This window comes from Corallococcus sicarius (assembly GCF_003611735.1).
Lineage (GTDB): Bacteria > Myxococcota > Myxococcia > Myxococcales > Myxococcaceae > Corallococcus > Corallococcus sicarius.
The window spans coordinates 1-21,010 of the sequence record NZ_RAWG01000106.1 but is presented as its reverse complement, the minus strand read 5'-3'; the positions used below and the strand labels follow the sequence as shown (position 1 = coordinate 21,010).

Here is a 21,010-nt window from a genome sequence, read left to right as displayed (position 1 = left end):
GTCATCCGTCCCGGTGTGTCGCCGGGCGGTCACCGTCGGAGTCCTCGCGCCATGGAACGAACCGCGTCGCTGTCGAGCAAGGACCTCATTGCCCGCACGCGTCCCTTCGCCACCCAGGATGGGACGCGCTCGGGGTTGGCGCTGCTGTCCACCTACGCCGCGCTCGCGGGCGCGGCGGCGCTGGCGGTGGCCGCGCCCTGGTGGCCCCTGCGCATCGTGGGAGGCTTCATCGAAGCGCTGGTCCTCATCCGCGCCTTCATCCTCTTCCACGACGCCATGCACGGCGCGCTGCTGCCGAAGTCGCGGTGGGCGAAGGCGCTCTTCCAGGTGCAGGGCATCCTGACGCTCACGCCCGCGCGCATCTGGAATGACACGCACAACCACCACCACGCGAACACGGCGCGCATCGCCGCGGACTCCGCGGGCACCTTCGCCACCTGGACGACGGAGCAGTGGCGCAAGGCCTCCGGCTGGCAGCGGCTGGGGTACATGGTGGAGCGCCACCCGGTGACGCTGCTGTTCGGCTACGTGACGGCGTTCCTCATCAGCCTGTGCCTCGTGCCGTTCGTGAAGAACCCGAAGCGCTACTGGACCTCCGGGCTCGCGCTGGGAGTGCACGTGGCGCTGTCGGTGGCCGTCTGGCATTTCTTCGGCCTCGCGGTGTACCTCTGCGCCTTCGTGGGCCCACTGTTCGTCGCGTACGCGCTGGGCACCTACCTGTTCTACGCGCAGCACAACTTCGACGACGTGGCCATCCTGCCGGAGGGCGCCTGGACGCACGCGGACGCGGCGCTGGAGGCGAGCAGCTACCTGCGCTGCGGGCCGGTGATGGCGTGGTTCACGGGCAACATCGGCTACCACCACGTGCACCACCTCAACCCGCGCATCCCGTTCTACCGGCTGCCGGAGGCGATGGCGGCCATTCCGGAACTGCAGGGACCCCACGTCACGTCGCTCACGCTGAAGGACGTCGTGGCCTGCCTGCGTTTGAACCTGTGGGATCCGGCGCTGGGTCGGATGGTGCGCTACCGGGACGCGGTCGCGAGTCCCTGAGCCGGGCCTCCAGGTCCCGGGCGTGCGCCTCTTCGTTTGAGAGGAGGTCCTCCAGGAGCTGGCGGGTGACGGGGTCGCGGTCCGCGAAGTAGAGGAGCAGCTCGCGGTAGATCTGGAGGGTGAGTTCTTCCGCCTCCAACTCCTCGCGGATCCAGTCCCACCGGTCCTGGACGTCGAAGGGCGGGCTCGGGTCCAGGGACCGCAGGCCCTCTGGCTTGAAGTCCGGCCATCCGCCGAGCTGGCGGAGGCGCTCGGCGAGCCGCAGCGCGTGCTCCTGTTCCTGGCGCGCATGGGGCCCGAACTCCTGCTTCACCGCCTCGCGGTGGGGACCCTTCACGGACAGGTAGTGGGATGTGTAGCGCTGCACGCGGACCACGCTGATCGCGAGTGCGTCGTTGAGCAGCTTGAGGGCTGTCACTCCACGGTCCGCGTCCTCGAGGGCACCTTCTTCCATGTGCTCACGGGCGCGGCGGTGCAGCTCCTGGAGGTCGGCGACGAATGGCTGTGGCCCGGACATGGTGGTGCCTCCCGACGCTGCGTCCTGGGAAGCTGGGGTGTCCGGGGAGGCTGGCTACCCCTCCTGCCCCCGAGTGCCAGGGCGCCCACGCCCGTCCGTCCCTCCCCGGTGGATGGGTCTGACGCCGCTGTGAGGACACAGTCTGTTCAGGCGCGGAAGCGGTGCTCCAGCCAATCGACGGCGAAGGCCACCATGGGTCGGGCTTCGACCAGCACGGAGGGCGCATCGCCAATCCGTCCGCGCCGGCCCTGGCCGGTGGCGAGGAAGGACTCGACGACCTCCGCGAAGAAGTCCTCCGCGAGCCCCTCCACCACGGGATTGCCGGTGTCGAACTCCTCGAACGCGCGCCAGACCGTCCGGCCCTCGATGAGGAGCGGCGCCTCGTAGCGGAGGATGCGCTTGTGGGGGAGGTCCGCCAGGTGCTCCGCGTGATGGAGCAGCGTCATGGTGTCCAGCGGTGCCCCGAGCATCAGGCTCTTGCCCCCCGAGGCGACCAGCTTTCCGAAAGGGGACTGCGGGCCATAGCCGTAGTCGAGCGCGTGGTCGGACGTGAACCAGTCCGCGCGGCCGCCCAGGGCCGCGCACGAGGCACCGGGATTGCCGCTGCGCTCCGCGCCGGGAGTGGTGCGAAGCAGCTCCGGGAAGGCGCCGTTGTCGCGGATGGAACGGGAGCGGAGCGGATCAAACGGAGGAATCTGGTCGCGCAGCGAGGGATCGTCGCGGACCTCGTCTTCCAGCTGCCAGTCGCAATAGCCGAGCAACGTGCCCTCCGGTCCCAGCACATCACCGATGGCGGCGATCAGTGCGTCAGGCCCGCCCAGGATGCGGCCCACGGAGCGCAGGCCCGCATGGGTCAGCACTGCGTCACCGGGTTCGAGCCCCAGCGTCCGGAGCTGTTCGGCAAGCACTGCGCGGGTCCAGGGGGTGGTCATGGTGGGTTCCTTGCCAGGCGAAGGGGCGTAGCTTGCCCCATGGTGATGAAGGGCGCCCAGGCATGTGGATGCGATTGGGTCCGGCGCAACTCCAGCATCGCCTCGCGCAGGGCCGCGGCCCTGCCTTGCCCCGCCAGCAGGTGGCGGTAGTAGGCCTCCATCAGCGTGCTCGTTGTCTGGTCATCCACCTTCCAAAGGCTCATCACCACCGTCTCCGCTCCCGCCACGAGGAAGGCCCGGCGCAGCCCGTACACGCCCTGACCCAGCTTGACGTCACCTCGGCCGGTGTCGCACGCGGACAGGACGACGAGCTGCGTGCCCCACAGGTCGAGGCCCGCCAGCTCCAGCGCCGTCACCAGCGCGCTGCCGGACGACGGGGCCTGACTCGCGCCGGAGGACGCCGGGTCGCGCGCCCCCGCGAAGACGAGGCCGGAGCGCAGCAAGGGGTCGGCGGGATTCGATGCCTGGGGATCCTCGCCCAGCGCACCGAAGTGGATGACCGCGCGGGAGCCGGTGGGCTCGGGCGCGTCCTCCAGGAAGAAGCCATGGGTGGCGAGGTGGAGGATGCCGGGGGTCGGCAGTCGCAGCAGGCGTTCCTTGGTGGCTTCAGGGCCCATGAAGAGCTGGGCCTGCGGAAGCAGGCGCTGGATGGCCTCGGCCTCCTGGCGCGTGCCGGGCAGTGGGGTGGGGGCCCAGCCCCTTCGCGCCAGCTCCTTGCGAAGCGCGGGCGCGTCTCTCCGGGCCTCCGGGAGCGCGGAGCGCGCGGTGTCGAAGTCCGGGTTCGCGAGGACGACCACGGAGCCAGGGGGCACGCCCTCCCGTGGGTGCGGCAGCAGGTCCTTGCCCGAGGGGAGGTAGGTGAAGTCAAAGGCATCCACCAGGAACCGCTGGCCATCGTGCAGGGCGGCGAAGGGCACCAGCGCGAGCTGGCCCTCCGGCGAAAGGAAGACGCGGCGGGTCTTCCCCAGCAACGGCAGCAGGGGCTGGAAGGCGAGCTGGTAGAGCGCCTGGGCGGGCGCTTCGAAGGAGGCGTCCCGGTTGGCCAGGGCATCCCTCAGCCGAGAGGCGGCCAGGTCGATGGGCCCGGCGGGTCCCAGGTCCAGCGCGCGCGTGGTCGCGTCAGGGAAGAGCACCAGCGCCAGGTAGCGCAGGGGCCTGGGAGGTCGGGACCCGGTGGTGTCGGCGCCAGACACCCGTGACGGCTCCGCATAGGTGACGAACTCGACGAGCGCAGCGTCTCCAGGGAGGGCCGCGGCGACACGGTCGACGATCTCCGCGGGCGCCGGCAGCGCGGTCAGCGAGCGCAGGGATGCGGAGCGCCGGGCCAGGTCGGCTTCGAGCGCCGCGCCCTGCTCAGACAGTTCTTCGAGTCGCTCCTGGTAGGCCCGCGAGGCCAGCGGGCCGGGGCCCTGGAGTGACAATTGGGCCAACTGGGTGCGCAGCCCCCTCAGCCGCGCGAAGGTGTCGCGATCCTCCGCGCCCAGGCTCCGGTAGACGGTCCGGGAGATATCGGCAGTCTCCTCGACGGAGCGGCCCTTGAGGAGCAGGGCGGCGCTGAGCGCCAGGCGTCGCACGCGGGCGTCGTCCGGGTGTGCGCGCAGCAGTGCATAGAGCCGTTCTTCATCCCTGCGCAGGACCTGGAGGAAGCTCGCGAGGCGCGACTCGGAGAAGCCGAGTGCCTCCTCGCGCAGACGCTGCTCTGACAGGGTGAAGGCTCGCGTGAGCAGTGGTAGGGCTTCGGTGAGGCGATGCTGGCCCAGACGGACCCTGGCGAGGTGGTTGAGGGCCTCGGCGACAAGGGGATGTTTCTGGCCGAGCGTTCCTTCCAGGATGGCCAGTGCGCGCTCGAGGTTCGGCCCGGCATCTGCGTATGCCCCCCGGGCGAGGTCGAGTCGGGCGAGGTCGTTGAGAGAAAGGGCGACGCCGACATCCGACTTGCCGAGGGCTGCTTCCCGAATGGCCAGCGCACGCGCATGAAGCGGCGCGGCACGGCGATACGACCCCTGGGCCACGTAGAGGTTGGCGAGGTCGCTGAGGTATCTGGCGACGGTGGGATGGCGCTCGCCGCAGACCGATTCCATGATCGCCAGTCCCCGTAGGAGGAGTGGCTCGGCACGGCGATACGACCCCTGGGCGACGTAGACGTTGGCGAGAGCGACGAGGTCGTCGGCGACGTAGGGATGGTTCTCGCCCAGGGCCGCTCGCCGAAGGGTCAGCGCACGCTCGAGGAGGGGCTGAGCACGGGTGTGCAGCCCTTGCTCCACGTAGAGGCTGGCGAGGTCGCTGAGTGAGTAGCCGACGAGCTGATGGTCCCTGCCGAGGGCGGCTTCCCGGATGGCCAGCGCACGCTCATGGAGCGGCTCGGCCTGGGCGTACGACCCCTGGAGTTGATGATTGGCAGCGAGACCGGAGAGTGACTCGGCGACGAGGGGATGGCTTCCGCCGAGGGTCGCCTCCCGAAGGGCCAGCGCGCGCTCGAAGAGGGGCTGGGCTCCGGTGAACCTCCGATGCCCCCAGTAGAGGGTTCCGAGTTTGTCGAGCAGGGAGGCGAGGTCGAGAGGGTTCTTGCCGAGGGCCGTCTCCGAGATGGCCAGCGCGCGATCAAGGAGGGGCTGGGCACGCGCGCGCAATCCCTGCTGCTGGTAGAGGACGGCAAGCCAGTAGAGCGGATCCGCGACGAGGGGATGGTCCTTGCCCAGGGCCGCTTCCCAGATGGCCACCGCGCGGACATAGAGCGGCTCGGCCCGGCTGTAGAACATCTGCTGGTGGTAGAGACCGGCGAGGTCATGGAGCGTTTGAGCCACGTCCGGATGGTCCCTGCCCAGGGCCGCCTCCCGGATCGCAAGCGCGCGCACATAGAGCGGCTCCGCGCGCGCGTAGTGGTCCTGGGCAAGGTAGAGGTTGGCGAGGTCGTTGAGCGGCTCGGCGACGAGGGGGTGCTCCTTGCCGAAGGCCGCCTCCCGGATGGCGAGCGCGTGCACCTGGAGCGGCTCGGCGCGCGCGTACAGGTGCTGCGCCGCATAGAGGTCGCCGAGGGTGGTGAGCGTTTGTGCGACCTCCGGGGCGTTCTTGCCCAGGGCCGTCTCCCGAAGCGCCAACGCGCGCAGCAGGAGCGGTTCGGCCCGCGCGGAGCTCCCCTGGAGCAGGAGATGACGTCCGAGCAGGTCCAGGCACCTGGCGACCTCGGGATGCGTGCTCCCGAGCGCGGCCTCGAACCCCGCGAGCGCCTGTTCGTCGCGCGAGACGGCCTCGGCGTACCGCCCCGCGTCCCAGAGCGTGTTCGCCTCGTCGAAGGCCGCCCGGGCCCCCAGCAGGCGAGCCTCCGGTGGCGCCACCCCGGCGGCCGCGCCTTCCGAACAGCACACCGTCACCAACATCAGCCCCAGGAGAAACTGCCGCATGTAGGTCCCCTCAACCCCATGGAGCCGGTGGGCCGGAGAATCATGCAGAGAAATCCAGGGCCGCCCGGGAGGTCAGCGGCGCTGCGCGGCGAAGTCCTCCACCCGCCGCCACACGCGGAAGACATTGCCCGAGGCGATCTTCTCGATGTCGGCCTCGCTGTAGCCGCGCTCCAGCAGGACGCGGAAGAGGTTCGGGTACTGGGAGACGTCCTTGAGCCCGATGGGCAGCGAGGGGCCCACGCCATCGAAGTCGGAGCCCAGCCCCACGTGGTCGATGCCCACCAGCTTCACGACATGGTCCACGTGGTCCGCCACGTCCTCCACCCGGGCGAGGGGGAGGGGGTGCTCGCGCACGTAGGACTCGAAGTAGGCCTTCATCTCGGGGCTGTCCTTCGTCAGGCCCTGCTGCTGGCCCCAGGCCTGGAGCGCCGCGTCGAGCTGCTGTTCGTAGGTCATGACGGCCGGGGTGAGGAACTTCGAGCCGAAGTTGATCATCACCACGCCCCCCTTCGCGGCCACGGCGCGGATCAGCTCATCGGGGATGTTGCGGATGAAGCCGGGCGTGAAGTGACGGGATGACGAGTGCGAGGCGATGACAGGCACCTGGCTCAGCTCCACGGCCTGCCGGATGGCCTCGTCGGAGAGGTGCGCGACATCGACCATGATGCCCACGCGGTTCATCTCGGCCACCACCTGCTTGCCGAAAGGACTGAGCCCGTTCCAGGTGCCCTTGCCCTGACTGGAGGACGCATCGCTGATCAGGTTGTCCTCGGAGTGTGTGAGCGTGATGTAGCGCACGCCGCGCTGCTGGAAGTGGCTGACGTTCTCCAGCCGGTCCTCGAGGGCTGCGCCATTCTCGATCCCCAGCGCGAAGGAGACCTTGCCTGACGCGGAGTTGCGCCGGGCCTCCTCGACGGAGTGGGCCATCGCGAACTTCGCGGGTGAACGGAGGGCGACCTTCTCCATCATGTCGATGAGCGAGTCCGCGAGGGCCTTGGCCCCACCCTTCGTCTGGTACTCGGCGGGGATGAAGATGGACATGAACGCCACGTCGAACCCGCCCTCCACGGCGCGCGGGTAATCGAAGTCGCCGCCAGCGGTGCGCAGGGAGATGTCCTCGGTCGGTGCCCCATCCGGTCCCAGCTTCTCCCGGAGGCGGTAGGGCACGTCGATGTGGCCATCCGCGATGATGATGCGCCGGGCGAGCGCACGGCCCTGCTCGGCGAGGTCCACGGGGGCCCCCTGGACGGACGGGCCATGGGTGCAGGCTGGGGCTGCGAGCAGCAAGAGGCTGAGAAGCGCGGAGGTCAATCTCATGGCCTTCGCATAGCGACACTTCACGCAACTTCACAAGGCCGGAGCGTGTGGGCAGCGTATGAGAGTGCCTGACGAAGGAGAGGTTTCCATGGCATCCGCGAAGGCACTGCTGGGAAGCGTCCTCGGGCGCTTCCTCTTCCACGACTCCCAGGTGACGCGGGTGCGCGAGGTGTCGCGAGCCTTCCGCCAGGTGGACTGCGAAGGCCCGGCCTTGAGAGGGCAGGGATGGACTCCCGGTGACAAGGTGCAGGTGTACCTGCCAGGCCTTGGCATGCGCACGTACACGCCCCTGTCATGGGACGAGCAGCGCGGCGCCACGTCCTTCCTCGTGTACCTGCACGGCGACAGTCCCGGAGCGAAGTGGGGACGCGACGTGAAGGTGGGGGACGCGGTCCAGTTCTTCGGGCCCCGGCGTTCGCTGGTGTTGGCCGAGGGCGCGGCCCCGGTGGTGCTCTTCGGTGACGAAACGTCCTTCGCGGTGGCGCACGCCTTCCGGACCGCGGCGAAGCGAGACGTCACCCCCGTCTTCGAGGTGTCGAACCGCGAGGACTGCCAGCCCGCGCTGCGCGAGCTGGGCTTCGAGGGCCAGGACGTGGAGCGCCAGGCAGGGGATGCGCACCTGGCCCAGGTCCACGAGAGGCTGCGCGAGGCGCTGCGCGCGAAGCCGGACGCGACGCTCGTGATGACAGGACGGGCGCAGTCCATCCAGGCCCTGCGCTCAAGGCTCAAGGGCGACGGCGAGCGCGCCACGCCGAAGGTGAAGGCCTACTGGGCGGTGGGCAAGGCGGGGCTCGACTGACCTCGGAACCCGGCGGGGGACCTCAGGCGTGTGGCCCGCTGGGCCTTCTCGGAGCCACCGGCTCCTCCGACTTCCCGGGGGTGACGCCCGCCGTGGGCTCGGCGCCCTTGCTGAGGCGGCGCTGGCGCTCCTCCGCGACCGCCATCTGCATCTTCTGCAGCGCCGTGAGTCGTGGCTCCGCGGCGCCCCGGGGCTCGTCCTCGCGGGTCCGCTCGAGTTCGATCACGATGCCCAGCTGATCATAGACATCCGTCTGTCCCCGGAGGAAGGCGTTCGCCCCGAACACCCCCTGGAAGAGGGGAATGACGTGCCCCTGCTTCTCGAACACCGCGGTCATTTCGCCCAACAGCCGGTGCGCCGCCTCCTCCGTCTGCACGAGGGGCTCGGCCGAGACCCCGGATCCGAGTCGGCCCAGGGCCGGAATCAGGTCGCTCTCCTTCACGAGTTCCTGCACGTCGCGCAGCGCCTTGCCCAGCGCCTCCGCGCCCCGGGTGCTCTCCACGAGCAGGAGGTGCAGGTAGAGCGCGCCGATCACGGGCGCCCCCTTCCACACTGGGAGGCCGCCATTTCCGAAGCGGATCTCTCCGCCTGCTGCACTCTGCCGGAAGATGCCCTTCAGCTGCTCGGAGTCTGACGGGTCCGCCGGGGCGATGAGCCGCGGTGGCTGGTCCGACAGATCCCATGCGAGCCCGACGAGGTAGAGCTCGTCGGAAGCCTGTTTCAACAGGGTGAAGTCGAAGGACGGGGTGATGCTCACGCCGCGCAACGTGACCGAGATGTCCTCCTGGGTCGAGCGGAGCCCGATCTCCAGGCCGTCATCAACCGTCTTCACGCCCGTCTGCGTGAGCCGGACGGGGATCTCGGCGTGAGGATCATTGCCCCGGACCACCTGGATGAGCGGTGGCTCGCGGCGCTGCTGCCGCCCGTCCGCGCTCGCGCTGCGCTTGTGCCCCATGCCCTGAGCCGCCGGCTCCAGGGTCACCTCCTCCGGAGGAACGATGGAGGCGTTCACGAGCGCCCAGCAATCCGTTGCCAGCGGGCGGCTCCGGTCGAAGAACGTCCACGGCAGGAAGCCGTAGCCGTCCACCCCCCACTCCTCGCCCCAGCTGTTGCGGATGAGCACGTGGGAGTCGGTGTAGCCCACCGCGAGCACGGCGTGGCCTCCCTCGACGCCCTCCTTGGGATTCGGATACGGGATGACTCCGCTCGCCCTCACCTGCGGCGTGAACATGGAGGTGAAGCAGGTGAAGCCGAAGGCGAACGGCAGCCCGGAATCCAGCGCGCTCTTCAGTTGTCCGATCTGCTCCTCGATGCGGAAGTACTGGATGGCCCGGAAGTTCTGCGCGAAGGCGTACTGGAAGGCCTGGGGCTCGCGGTCGAAGTCCTGCTCGTTGTAGGGCCAGTACTCCTCGGGGGGGACGCCGAAGAGGCGCAGCGCGCGAATGGTGCTGCGGATGAAGGCGCCCGTGTCGCCCCGGCCCTCCCAGCCCAGCAGCCGCCGCGTCGCCCGGTAGAGGAAGAAGCGCGACGCCTCCACGTTCTCGCCCGTCGTCCGCCGCTGGAAGTATTCGTACGCGCCGACCACTGCATTCGCCGTGCAGGAGCCGACATTCCCCTGGTCCTCCACCAACGAGCACCACTTGCGCAGGTCCACCCGCAGCGGCCCTGCCGAGGTGGCGACCGCGCCAGCCGCCGCCGCCACCACCGCTCCCCGGGGGGAGAGCCGCGGCATGATGGCATCCAGCGAACGCGCCACTTCCGGAGCCCGCACCGTGAGGTCGCGGGGGTCGAGCGGATCCGGTAGCCAACCCATTCTTGGAATCTTGTAGCTCATGGTGCTCCCCATCCCTGATCCCCTTGAACCTGTGGCGTCCTGGCTTCAAAGGAAGGCCCAAGCCGCCAAGGCCATGGCGCTCCGACCGATGACCGGAATCACGCTGGCGCGAAGTGCAGGCCGCGCAGTGTGTCCTCGCGGCCACGGCTGACTCCGGCGGGGCGGCGCTTGGGCTTCTGTCGCAGGAAGCGCGAGGCGTCTCTTCGGCGGTAGCAGGTGAGGATCCGGTCCTCGTCGTTGAGGATGAGGATCCACCCGCGCGCCTGTCGCGCCAGGGATGACTCGCGCAAGGACCAGGGCAGGTCGCGCTCGTGCACGGTGAGGTGGGTGGCACCGCATGCGCGGGCCGGTGTGCCGAACTCGAGGATGAACGCGATGACCTCCTCACGCAGCCTCCAGCGGGCGCACTGCTCGATGAAGAGGCGGGTGAGGGAGAACACGGACGACACGGGGCTCTGGCGCATGGCGGCTATCTCCTTGCGCGCTTCCCAATACACTTGCCGTTCCAGGCCTCCACTCACGCGATTCCAGGGACTTGCGCGGCGTCTCCTCGGCCTCCGAAAGACAATCCGTCAATCCCGTGCGCCCGCCGTGTCAGCAAGACACGCACGGCCCTCGCCTGCCTGCTTCACTGCTCACGCGGAGGCGGGAATGTGGTGTGCGCTGACGAATTCCTGCGCGACGCAGGCGGCTTTTTGTCAGGCTCGCCGCATCACGACCTCGGGTCGGTGGGATGGGAGGACGGGGCACGATGAGTCTTCGCTCGAAAGCACTGGGGATCGTCCTGGGTGCGGGTGCGGCGGGAGTGATGTTGTCGCTCGCCTTCGGAGCCGGGTGCGGAGGCCGCGCCGCCCACTCCACCGCGACGAAGCTGCCGCCAGCAGACGCCCAGGCGCTCCGTGCGCCGCAGGCCTTCTCCTCCATTGGTGACAAGAAGGAGCGCTCGCGGGCGCTGTTCCTGGAGGCGAGCCGGGTGATGTTCCACCCCCGGTGCGCCAACTGCCATCCCGCGGGTGACACCCCGACGCAGGGTGATGACTTCCGGGTCCACGACCCGCCGGTGGCCCGAGGCCCCGCGGACCAGGGCGTGCCGGGCCTGGAGTGCACCTCCTGCCACCAGGACCGAAACGTGGAGCTGGCGCGAGTTCCCGGTGCGCCCCAGTGGCACCTCGCGCCCAAGGTGATGGCCTGGCAGGGGCGCACGCCCCGCTCCCTGTGCGAGCAGTTGAAGGACCCGGCGCGCAACGGGGGCAAGAGCCTGGCGGAGATCGTCGAACACTCCGCGCATGACGCGCTGGTGGGCTGGGGTTGGAAGCCGGGTGACGGCCGGGTGCCGGCACCGGGGACGCAGGCGGAGTACGGGGCCCTGATGGCCGCGTGGGTGAAGGACGGCGCGGAGTGCCCGCGCGAGGAGAGTCAACCGTGAGCATCCGCCTGCGCGTGAATGGAACCCAGCACGACCTCGATGTGGATCCGGAGATGCCGTTGCTCTGGGCGCTGCGCGACCTGCTGACGTTGACGGGGACGAAGTACGGCTGTGGCCAGGCGCTCTGTGGAGCGTGCGTGGTGCACATCGACGGCGCGGCGGTGCGCTCGTGCGTGACGCCGGTGCGGCGCGCGGAGGGGCGCGACGTGATGACCATCGAGGGTCTGTCGCCGGACGGCTCGCACCCCTTGCAGAAGGCGTGGGTGGAGCTGGCGGTGCCGCAGTGTGGCTTCTGTCAGGCCGGGCAGATCATGACGGCGGCGGCGCTGCTGGCGAAGAAGCCGAAGCCCACCGACGCGGAGATTGATCAATCGCTGGCGGGCAACCTGTGCCGCTGCGGGACGTACACGCGCATCCGCTCCGCCGTGAAGAAGGCGGCAGGACTCCCGAACGAATGAGCGCTCCGAACAAGCAGGACGTGCACATCCGGCTGTCGCGCCGCTCCGTGCTCGAAGGGCTGGGCCTGGTGGCCGCGGGGCTGGGCCTGGAGGTGGTGCTGCCCTCCAGGGCGGACGCGAGCCCCATGCCCATGCCCACGTCGCTCCCGGAGATCCCGGCGAACGGCCTGCGGGCGAACGTGTTCGTGCACGTGGCGCCGGACGGGCGGGTGACCATCGTGTGTCACCGTTCGGAGATGGGGCAGGGCGTGCGCAGCTCGCTGCCGGTGCTCATCGCGGACGAGCTGGGCGCGGACATGGCCCACGTGAAGGTCGTCCAGGGTGACGGCGACGCGGCGTACGGCGACCAGAACACGGACGGCTCCAGCAGCGTGCGGAAGATCTTCGACGACCTGCGCTACGCGGGCGCGACGGCGCGCACCATGTTGGTGGCGGTGGCGGCGAAGCGCTGGAAGGTGTCACCCGCGGAGTGCGAGGCGCGCGACCACGCCGTCTTCCACAAGGGCACCCAGCGGGTGCTCAAGTTCGGGGAGCTGGCCACCGACGCGGCGAAGCTGAAGGTGCCGGAGAAGCAGGCGGTGACGTTGCGGCCGCGCAGCGAGCTCAAGCACCTGGGCAAGGAGCTGCCGCTGCTGGATGGTCCGGACATCGTGCGGGGGCACGCGACCTTCGGCGCGGATATCAGCCTGCCCTTCATGGTCACCGCCGTCATCGCGCGTCCGCCCGTGGCGGGTGGCAAGGTGGCCCGCTACGACGCGACGAAGACGCTGGCGGTGCCGGGCGTGCTGAAGGTGGTGGAGCTGCCGGCCGCGACAAAGCCGTTCCTGTTCCAGCCGCTGGGAGGGCTGGCGGTGGTGGCGGAGCACACCTGGGCGGCGATGCGGGGCCGCGCGGCGCTGGACGTGACGTGGGAGGGCGGGGACAACGCGACCTACGACTCGGAGGCGTACCGCGAGCAGCTGCTGGAGGTGATTGGAAAGCCGGGCAAGGTGGTGCGCAACGTCGGTGACGCGGAGGCCGCGCTGGCGAAGGCCGCGAAGCGCGTGCAGGCCACGTACAACACGCCGCACCTGGCGCACGCGCCCATGGAGCCGCCCGCCGCGGTGGCTCGCGTGGAGCACGGCACCTGCGAGGTGTGGGCGACGACGCAGAACCCGCAGGCCGCGCGCAGCGAGGTGGCGAAGGCGCTGGGGATGGATCCGTCGAAGGTGATGATCCACGTGACGTTGCTGGGCGGCGGGTTCGGCCGCAAGTCGAAGCCGGACTACGTGGTGGAGGCGGCGCTGTTGTCGAAGGCGGTGGGCAAGCCGGTGCGCGTGCAGTGGACGCGCGAGGACGACGTACGCCACGACTACTACCACTCGACGAGCGCGCAGCGGCTGGAGGCGGGCCTGGACGCGAGCGGCAAGGTGGTGGCGTGGCACCAGCGCATCGCGTTCCCGCCGATTGGCTCCACGTTCTCCGACGCGACGTTCGCGGGGGACGGGGAGATGGGGCAGGGCATCCTGGATTTGCCGCTGGCCATCCCGGACATCCGGATGGAGAACTGCGAGGCGCGGGCGCACACGCGCATCGGCTGGCTGCGCTCGGTGGCGAACATCTACCACGCGTTCGCGGTGCAGAGCTTCATCGACGAGCTGGCGCACGCGAAGGGCACGGATCCGCGAGACACGCTGCTGGAGGTGCTGGGGCCGTCCCGCATCGTGACGCCGAAGGACCTGGGCGTGGCGAAGGTGCCGAACTACGGCCAGTCGCTGGACGAGCACCCGGTGGACACGACGCGGCTGCGGCGCGTGATCGAGCGCGTGACGGGGCTGGCGCGTTGGGACGAGCGCAAGCAGCAGGGAAGGGCGCTGGGGCTGGCGGCGCACCGCAGCTTCCTGACGTACGTGGCGGTGGTGGTGTCGGTGGTGAAGGACGCGAACGAGCACATCCGGGTGGACGAGGCGTGGATCGTCGCGGACGCGGGCACCATCGTGAACATGGAGCGCGTGCGGGCGCAGATGGAGGGCGCGGTGGTGTTCGGCCTGAGCCTGGGGCTGTACGGCCAGATCACGATGAAGGACGGCGCCACGGTGGAGAGCAACTTCCGGGACTACCGCCTGGCGCGCATCGCGGAGACGCCGAGGAAGATCCACGTGGACATCATCCCGAGCGACGGTCGCCCCGGAGGCATCGGCGAGCCCGGAGTGCCCCCCGTGGCCCCGGCCCTGGCGAACGCGGTGTTCGCGCTCACAGGGACACGGGTGCGGGAGCTGCCGCTGGTAAAGACCGTGAAGGTGTGAGCGGGCGCCGCTCAGGGCCCGCGCTGACGGCGCTTCGCGCAATCCTGGTCGAACGTTTCGAGTGCCCTGGCAGCCGCGTCGCCCACGGTGCCCACCCACCCCGGTACCGGGGTGGAGTCTTCAAGCAGCGCCTTGAGCACGGGCGCGAGCGGCGGATGCCCCGCTGCGCCCAGTGCAAAGGCAGCGCAATAGCGAACCTCGGGTGAGGGGTCCTTGCTGGCATCGAGCAAGGCCTTGACCCCTGCTTCAAACGCGTCGGTCCCCGTTGCCGTCTCGGGGAACATATAGGCGAGGCCCTCCGCGGCTTGACCCCGGACCTTGGGATCCTCTCCACGGTCTTCGAGGATGCGGACCATGAGGCCCCACGTCTCGGGGGCACTGTGCCAGGTCAGCGAATGGAGAATGGCGTGCCGCGTCTCAACGCGAGCCTCCGTCGCGAGTAGCTCGAGCAGTCGGGCCGTGGTCGACGTGTCGGACGAAAGAAGCCTGGCGGCTTCCACCATGGCAACGCGGTCCGACCCTACGAGATCCTTCAGTGCGGATTCACGTTGCTCGTGTGACAGCGGCAGAGGCCCATCCATGCGCACTCCCTTGGCACGTCCTGCGCCTGAGCGGAAGCTACCGCAGGCGCTCGTGCAAGGCAGTGAAGCGCTACTCGAACGCGGAGAAGGAGAACGTGGACTGGAAGTCCACTTCCGCGCCCTTGGTCGTGAAGCTGGCCGCGGCCGGGCCGCGCAGCACGACGTTGAACTTGCCTGCCAGGAAGCGCGTGTAGTCGGCGTCCGGCATCGCCTCGGAATCGAAGTCGACCTCAAGTGTCACCGGCCCGGTGCCCGTGGGGTTCTCCACGTGGCCGGCGACGTAGGTGTTGTTGGACTCTTCCATGAGGAAGAGCACCTCCACTCGGCCGGTGAACACGTCCGCCAGGGAGGTCACGCCCACGCTTCCCGCGCCCAGGGTGAGCGTCAGGTTCGTGAGCTCCACGCGAGACGGCGACTTGCCGTCCAGCCCCTCGCGCGCCTCATCGACGAAGACCTTGTAGGGGTTGCCCGACTCGGTCGAGATGCCCTTCTGGGAGGTGACGGTGGCGTTGGCGGTGTCGGACGATTTGGCCTTGAGGTTGATGCCGACGGGCGCCGAGTACGACACCGGGTCGCCTCCGCAGCCGATGAGCGACAGGGTGACGCACAGCACCAACGGGAGGACGCGGCTCAGCAGCATGGGGGACTCTTCTTGGGAAGGAAGCGAGGGGCACGCCCGGCCTGCGGCCCCACTCACGGTCTGCACCGTCAGGAACAAGACCCCCGGACCCGTTCCCCGGCCACATTGAAGATGACGATCCGCGTGACGCTGCGCAGCGCTGGAATAGACCGAGACAACGCTGCGTCGGGCCCTGTCGACCCGGGCAGGTCCGGCTCCGATGTGGGAGTCGGGGCAGCAGCAGGGGGCAGATGCTCTCCCGTGGGGTGGTCCGAGCGTAGGTGGCTCGTCCGGGTGCCTGTTGGCCCCGGGGGGGACGGGTCCTTAAGTCACTTCGGGAGGCTATTCATGGATGCAGACCGTACCGGCATGGGAATTCCCCTGGCCCAGATGATTCAGGACCTGCGCCAGGAATTGGAGAAGTCGCAGCGTGCTTCGGACGACGAGCGCCTGCGCTTCAAGGTGGAGGGCGTCGAGCTGGAACTCCAGGTCGCAGTGAGTCGGGAGTCACAGGACGAAGGAGGAATCAAATTCTATGTGCTCAGTCTGGGTAGCAAATACAGACAGGAGCACAAGGACGTCCACTCCTTCAAGTTCAAGCTCCTGCCGGTGTCGGGGCCAGAGCGAGACCACGTCTACGTCAATGACAAGGAGAAGGTAAGGCCGCGGTAGCAAGCGTCTATCCAAGGGGGAATTCGGATGCCGGGCGGAATTGATTCATCCAGGCTGGCCAAGGTGGTGGTGGAAGTCGAGCAAGGGGACTATCGGGTGGGAACCGCCTATGCGGTGACCCCCACGCGACTGCTGACCGCACGGCACGTCATTCAAGGGATGGTTGGAGAGGCTCCACCCGTCAGGGTAGAGGTCGGTTTTTCGGAAGGCGTTTGGCGCGATGTCCAGGTGAGCTGGGAGTCACAGCCTTTGGACGGTTGCCTGCTCCAGTCAAAAGAAACGATGCCCCTGAGCGGCATGCTGGCATGGGGGGACTACACGCGCAGCAAGCGACTGGAGTGGGAGAGCACCGGGTTCCCGCGTGCCGCCAGGTTCGTGGACGATCATGGGAACTTGCGCGAGGCAGCGGATGTGTACGGCACGCTTGGCCCACAGGGAGGACGGGAACAGGGGAAGTACGAACTTGTCATCACGGCGGGCACACCGCTTTCCGCCGAGGCCTGGCGCGGACTCTCGGGGGGGCCCGTGTTCGCGGAGGGACGGCTCATTGGCTTCATCTCTTCGGGACCGGAAGGGTTCGCGGGAACGCGGCTTTACGCCATGCCTGTCGCACGGCTACGGGAGGACGCGGCCTTCCGAAAAGAGGTTGGCGAACTGTCGCTTCAGCAGGTACCCCGTCCCGGGCCTCGCTTCCTCCAGGACAACATCCGGAACCCTCCAGACAAGAACCGCAGCCCTCAAGGCACCCGCGAGGCCTCGGGCTTGGGCAGATTGCTGAGCGCTGGCTACCAGGTGGTTCCCTTCCAGCAGGAAACGCGGCAGACGGAACTCGAGAGCCTCAAGAACTGGTGTGACGACAGCGCTTCATTGGGAATCCGGCTGTTCACAGGTGCCCAAGGGCTGGGCAAAACGCGGCTGTTCATTGAGTGGTGCTCAAGGCTTCGAGCCAAGGGTTGGCAGGCGGGATTTTTGCCTCCCGTGGAAGATATCGGTCTGGCGCGATACCAGGATCGATTGGAGGAACTTCTTGGAGGCACCGACCCGGTCTTCATCACCGTGGACAAGGCCGAAGCATACCTGGACCTCGAAAAACGCCTGGAGTTCCTCCAGAGCCGGATGGCGGGCGCCCCGAAAGTGAGAGTGGCGCTCGTGGCCCGGCAATCGGGGGACTGGTGGGAGTTGCTGCATCAGTCGGAAGCGCTGAGAGACCTCTTGGATGCGCATCTATCCACGCGGCTGCTCCCCATCAAGATGGAGGACGAGCTGCGGGTGATGAGTTTTGAGTTGGCGCGGCGGGCCTTCGCCACTCACCTTGAGAAGGAGGACGTCTCTCTCGAAGTTCCTGACCTCTCTGATGCGCGGTTTGAACGCATCCTCTTCATCCACATGGCTGCGCTGGCCGTGGTGGAAGGGCTGAATCTTTGCGCAGAAACGCTGGTGGATGAAATTCTATTGCGTGAGCAAGTGCTTTGGGGGGAGTTGGCCCAGAATCGGGAAACGGGAACGCGAAGGATCTATTTCCAAAGGGCCGCCCGGCGTGCGGTGGCTGCATTGACGCTGAAGGGGGGCGCCTCAGATGCGGAAGAGGCAAGGGCGACGCTGGAAAAAGCGCAGGCACCCGATGGTTGTTTCCTGGAGGCATTGAAGTGGTTGTACCCATGTGGTGGAAAAGAGGGGATGCGCGATTGCTACCTGCGGGGGCTTGAACCGGACGTGCTGGGCGAGAGGCTTGTTGAAAAGGTTCTGCTTGAGCCTGAGACGGATAGGGACTACCTCGAGCGCACCTTCGATGGTGCCAGCGAAGCGGCGGTCAGGACCGGCTTCCTGGTGCTTGGGAGTCTGTCGTTGCAGAAGCCCGAACTGACCCGGCCATGGTTGGATCGACTGTTGGACCAAGACCTGGGGAAAAGGGCCCGTGTGGCCCTTGAGGTGGCGCTGGCTCTAGGAGAGAAGAGTGCCTTCGGGTTGCTTGGGACCGTGTTGTCAGAGGCGTTGAAGCGGGAGGGAACGCCTGCGCTGGCAGTGGAACTGGAGACAATGCTTCCGGAACACACGGTTTCCTTGAGGGAAGTGGCTGTCTGGGTCGCCGAGAAGCAACTGGAGCAGATGTCCGTAGACGCTGAAGGGGCAATCTCCGCCGCGCGGGCCAGAATTCTTATAGAACTGGGGGCCCGGTTGGGCAGGGTGGGGCGCCGGGAAGAAGCCCTGGCCGCGACAGAAGCGGCGGTGAAGCACTACCGCGCGCTGGCCCGCGAGCGCCCGGAAGCCTTCCTTCCCAACCTCGCCGGTAGCCTCGGCAACCTGGGTATTCATTTGAGCGAGGTGGGGCGCCGGGAGGAAGCCCTGGCCGCGACGGAAGCGGGGGTGAAGCACTTCCGCGCGCTGGCCCGCGAGCGCCCGGAAGCCTTCCTTCCTGGTCTCGCCGATAGCCTGAGCAACCTGGGGTCCCAGTTGAGCGAGGTGGGGCGCCGGGAGGAGGCCCTGGCCGCGACGGAAGCGGCGGTGAAGCACTACCGCGCGCTGGCCCGCGAGCGCCCGGAGGCCTTCCTTCCCGAGCTCGCCGGCAGCCTGAGCAACCTGGGGAACTGGTTGAGCGACGTGGGGCGCCGGGACGAGGCCCTGGCCGTTAGGGAAGAGGCGGTGAAGCACTTCCGCGCGCTGGCCCGCGAGCGCCCGGAGGCCTTCCTTCCCGACCTCGCTACGAGCCTGAGCAACCTGGGCGTAGGTTTGCGTGAGGCGAGGCGCCGGGAGGAAGCCCTGGCCGCGACGGAAGAGGCGGTGGAGATTCACCGCGCGCTGGCCCGCGAGCGCCCGGAAGCCTTCCTTCCCAACCTCGCCGATAGCCTCGGCAACCTGGGGCTCCAACTGAGCGACGTGGGGCGCCGGGACGAGGCCCTGGCCGCGACGGAAGCGGCGGTGAAGCACTTCCGCGCGCTGGCCCGCGAGCGTCCGGAAGTCTTCCTTCCCGACCTCGCCGCCAGCCTGGGCATCCTGGGGCTCCAACTGAGCGACGTGGGGCGCCGGGACGAGGCCCTGGCCGCGACGGAAGCGGCGGTGAAGCACATCCGCGCGCTGGCCCGCGAGCGTCCGGAAGTCTTCCTTCCCGACCTCGCTGGCAGCCTGAGCGACCTGGGTATTCATTTGAGCGAGGTAGGGCGCCGAGACGAGGCCCTGGCCGCGACGGAAGAGGCGGTGAAGCACTTCCGCGCGCTGGCCCGCGAGCGCTCGGAAATCTTCCTTCCCGAACTCGCCGCCAGCCTAATAATTATCCTGGGGCGCCGGTTGAGCGAGGTAGGGCGCCGAGACGAGGCCCTGGCTGCGACGGAGGAGGCGGTGAAGCACTACCGCGCGCTGGCCCACGAGCGCCCGGAAGCCTTCCTTCCCAAACTCGCCGCCAGTCTGGGCATCCTGGGGCCCCAGTTGATCGAGGCGGGGCGCCGGGACGAGGCCCTGGCCGCGACGGAAGAGGCGGTGAAGCACTTCCGCGCGCTGGCCCGCGAGCGCCCGGAAGACTTCCTTCCCGAACTCGCCGCCAGCCTGGTCAACCTGGGTATTCATTTGAGCGCCGTGGGGCGCCGGGAGGAAGCCCTGGCTGCGACGGAAGCGGCGGTGAAGCACTTCCGCGCGCTGGCCCGCGAGCGCCCGGAAGCCTTCCTTCCCAAACTCGCTGGCAGCCTGAGCGACCTGGGGCCCCGGTTGAGCGAGGTAGGGCGCCGGGACGAGGCCCTGGCCGCGATGGAAGAGGCGGTGAAGCACTACCGCACGCTGGCCCGCGAGCGCCCGGAAGCCTTCCTTCCCGAACTCGCCGCCAGCTTGGTCAACCTGGGGCACTGGTTGCGCGAGGTGGGACGCTGGGACGAGGCCCTGGCCGCGACGGAAGCGGCGGTGGAGATTCGCCGCGAGCTGGCCCGCGAGCGCCCGGAAGACTTCCTTCCTGGTCTCGCCGCCAGCCTGAGCATCCTGGGGCTCCAACTGAGCGAGATGGGGCGCCGGGACGAGGCCCTGGCCGCGATGGAAGAGGCGGTGAAGCACTACCGCACGCTGGCCCGCGAGCGCCCGGAAGCCTTCCTTCCCGAACTCGCCGCCAGCCTGAGCATCCTGGGGCTCCAGCTGAGCGAGGTAGGGCGCTGGGACGAGGCCCTGGCCGCGACGGAAGCGGCGGTGAAGCACTACCGCACGCTGGCCCGCGAGCGCCCGGAAGACTTCCTTCCCGAACTCGCCGCCAGCCTGAACAACCTGGGGAATTGGCTGACCGAGATGGGGCGCCGGGAGGAGGCCCTAGCCGCGACGCAAGAGGCGGTGAAGCACTACCGCACGCTGGCCCGCGAGCGCCCGGAAGACTTCCTTCCCACCCTCGCCACCAGCCTGAGCATCCTGGGGCTCCAGCTGAGCGAGGTGGGGCGCCGGGACGAGGCCCTGGCCGCGATGGAAGAGGCGGTAATGATTCTACCTGACCAACCCGAGTTGGCACGTCAGCCCCAAGGAGAAAACTTCCCTCCCTTGGATTCCGCTTAGGCGTCTGTGATTTGACCAGAGATGAGTCGTGCGCTCTTTCTGTGTTTACGGGCTCCGGCTGCTGAGGGAGATGCAGAGGATGGCTGTTACCGGGATCCAGCAAAAGTAGCTCACCTCGGCAGGAACAGCGCCCTGTCAGTGAGGCGTGTAAGCACAGGACCGATGCGCAATCCCAGTGGGCGCCACGAGGACGCAAGTCCCTCCCTGCAGGGCCACCTGACGTCCACTGGCCCCGGGTCCACGTCCGCGCGGGTTGAAGCCCGCCATCCCCTGCGCTACATCGCTCCCAGTCGCTAGGGGCGCCTCCGGAAGGGGGCTGAGACGGTCGCGTTTCCGCGTCCGACCCTTTGAACCTGAACCGGTTAATACCGGCGGAGGGAAGCGGAAGGGTGCTCCAGGCCCGTCCCGTCTCCCGTTCGTCGTCACGAGGAGCCGTCCGATGAGTGGAGCGTCCAAGAGCCTGAAGGTCGACGGGAAGGTGCTGGAGGGGATCAGCCGCGGCCCGCTTCCCGCCTCCCAGAAGGTCTACGTGTCCGGGACCCTGCACCCCGACATCCGCGTCCCCCTGCGCGAAATCACCCAGACGCCCACCCGCCACCAC

The 21,010-nt window shown here is 68.6% G+C and carries 16 protein-coding genes and 1 riboswitch; of the genes, 8 read left to right on the top strand and 8 right to left on the bottom strand.

Going from position 1 to position 21,010, the window contains the following annotated elements; all coding sequences use genetic code 11:
- Positions 1-51: 51 nt before the first annotated feature.
- A complete protein-coding gene (locus D7X12_RS18210) occupies positions 52-1,053 on the top strand; it encodes a fatty acid desaturase family protein (RefSeq protein ID WP_120626538.1) in 1,002 nt (333 codons plus the stop codon).
- Here D7X12_RS18210 and D7X12_RS18205 read toward each other — a convergent pair.
- The 4 genes from D7X12_RS18205 to D7X12_RS18190 all read right to left on the bottom strand — a co-directional run bounded on the left by D7X12_RS18205 (position 956) and on the right by D7X12_RS18190 (position 7,136).
- Positions 956-1,570, bottom strand: coding sequence for a ferritin-like domain-containing protein (locus D7X12_RS18205; RefSeq protein WP_120626537.1), 615 nt, complete (start codon positions 1,568-1,570; stop codon positions 956-958). The two genes, D7X12_RS18210 and D7X12_RS18205, sit on opposite strands and share 98 nt — an antisense overlap.
- A 146-nt stretch (positions 1,571-1,716) precedes the next feature.
- Positions 1,717-2,502 (bottom strand): aminoglycoside 3-N-acetyltransferase, encoded by a 786-nt coding sequence (gene aac(3) / locus D7X12_RS18200; RefSeq protein WP_120626536.1) that lies wholly within the window; start codon positions 2,500-2,502, stop codon positions 1,717-1,719.
- Positions 2,499-5,903, bottom strand: coding sequence for a CHAT domain-containing tetratricopeptide repeat protein (locus D7X12_RS18195; protein ID WP_244224619.1), 3,405 nt, complete (start codon positions 5,901-5,903; stop codon positions 2,499-2,501). The genes aac(3) and D7X12_RS18195 overlap by 4 nt, the downstream gene beginning before the upstream one ends.
- Positions 5,904-5,975: 72 nt before the next feature.
- Positions 5,976-7,136 (bottom strand): dipeptidase, encoded by a 1,161-nt coding sequence (locus tag D7X12_RS18190; RefSeq protein WP_244224618.1) that lies wholly within the window; start codon positions 7,134-7,136, stop codon positions 5,976-5,978.
- Positions 7,137-7,308: 172 nt separating this feature from the next.
- On the opposite strand from D7X12_RS18190, the gene D7X12_RS18185 reads away from it, so the two are divergent.
- The gene (locus D7X12_RS18185; protein ID WP_120626534.1) at positions 7,309-8,019 is read left to right on the top strand and encodes a siderophore-interacting protein; all 711 of its coding nucleotides are present in this window, start codon (positions 7,309-7,311) and stop codon (positions 8,017-8,019) included.
- A 22-nt stretch (positions 8,020-8,041) separates the two neighbouring features.
- Here the strand turns inward: D7X12_RS18185 and D7X12_RS43745 are convergent, their stop codons facing one another.
- The gene (locus D7X12_RS43745) at positions 8,042-9,853 is read right to left on the bottom strand and encodes a C1 family peptidase (protein WP_208719121.1); all 1,812 of its coding nucleotides are present in this window, start codon (positions 9,851-9,853) and stop codon (positions 8,042-8,044) included.
- Between the two features lie 98 nt (positions 9,854-9,951).
- A complete protein-coding gene (locus tag D7X12_RS18175; protein ID WP_120626533.1) occupies positions 9,952-10,317 on the bottom strand; it encodes a hypothetical protein in 366 nt (121 codons plus the stop codon).
- A 287-nt stretch (positions 10,318-10,604) separates the two neighbouring features.
- On the opposite strand from D7X12_RS18175, the gene D7X12_RS18170 reads away from it, so the two are divergent.
- Genes D7X12_RS18170 through D7X12_RS18160 form a run of 3 tightly spaced genes read left to right on the top strand, consistent with a single transcriptional unit; the run spans position 10,605 to position 14,022 of the window.
- Positions 10,605-11,279, top strand: coding sequence for an Isoquinoline 1-oxidoreductase subunit (locus D7X12_RS18170; RefSeq protein WP_120626532.1), 675 nt, complete (start codon positions 10,605-10,607; stop codon positions 11,277-11,279).
- Complete coding sequence (locus tag D7X12_RS18165; protein WP_120626531.1) at positions 11,276-11,737, top strand: (2Fe-2S)-binding protein; 462 nt, start codon at positions 11,276-11,278, stop codon at positions 11,735-11,737. Before D7X12_RS18170 ends, D7X12_RS18165 begins: the two co-directional genes overlap by 4 nt.
- Complete coding sequence (locus D7X12_RS18160; protein ID WP_120626530.1) at positions 11,734-14,022, top strand: xanthine dehydrogenase family protein molybdopterin-binding subunit; 2,289 nt, start codon at positions 11,734-11,736, stop codon at positions 14,020-14,022. The genes D7X12_RS18165 and D7X12_RS18160 overlap by 4 nt, the downstream gene beginning before the upstream one ends.
- An 11-nt stretch (positions 14,023-14,033) precedes the next feature.
- Here the strand turns inward: D7X12_RS18160 and D7X12_RS18155 are convergent, their stop codons facing one another.
- A complete protein-coding gene (locus D7X12_RS18155; RefSeq protein ID WP_244224617.1) occupies positions 14,034-14,603 on the bottom strand; it encodes a HEAT repeat domain-containing protein in 570 nt (189 codons plus the stop codon).
- A gap of 70 nt (positions 14,604-14,673) precedes the next feature.
- Entirely contained in the window at positions 14,674-15,243 is a 570-nt protein-coding gene (locus D7X12_RS18150; protein WP_120626529.1) for a hypothetical protein, read from the bottom strand.
- Between the two features lie 327 nt (positions 15,244-15,570).
- Here D7X12_RS18150 and D7X12_RS18145 point away from each other — a divergent pair, with 327 nt between their 5' ends.
- From D7X12_RS18145 to D7X12_RS18135, 3 genes are all read left to right on the top strand, one after another.
- Positions 15,571-15,894 carry a trypco2 family protein gene (locus D7X12_RS18145; protein ID WP_147443712.1) on the top strand — a complete coding sequence of 108 codons (324 nt, stop codon included), beginning with the start codon at positions 15,571-15,573 and terminating at the stop codon, positions 15,892-15,894.
- Between the two features lie 27 nt (positions 15,895-15,921).
- Complete coding sequence (locus D7X12_RS18140; RefSeq protein WP_120626527.1) at positions 15,922-20,409, top strand: tetratricopeptide repeat protein; 4,488 nt, start codon at positions 15,922-15,924, stop codon at positions 20,407-20,409.
- Positions 20,410-20,694: 285 nt separating this feature from the next.
- Positions 20,695-20,806, top strand: a riboswitch (TPP riboswitch).
- 42 nt (positions 20,807-20,848) lie between these two features.
- Positions 20,849-21,010: hypothetical protein (locus tag D7X12_RS18135; protein ID WP_147443711.1), on the top strand; the 162-nt coding region annotated here is incomplete at its 3' end.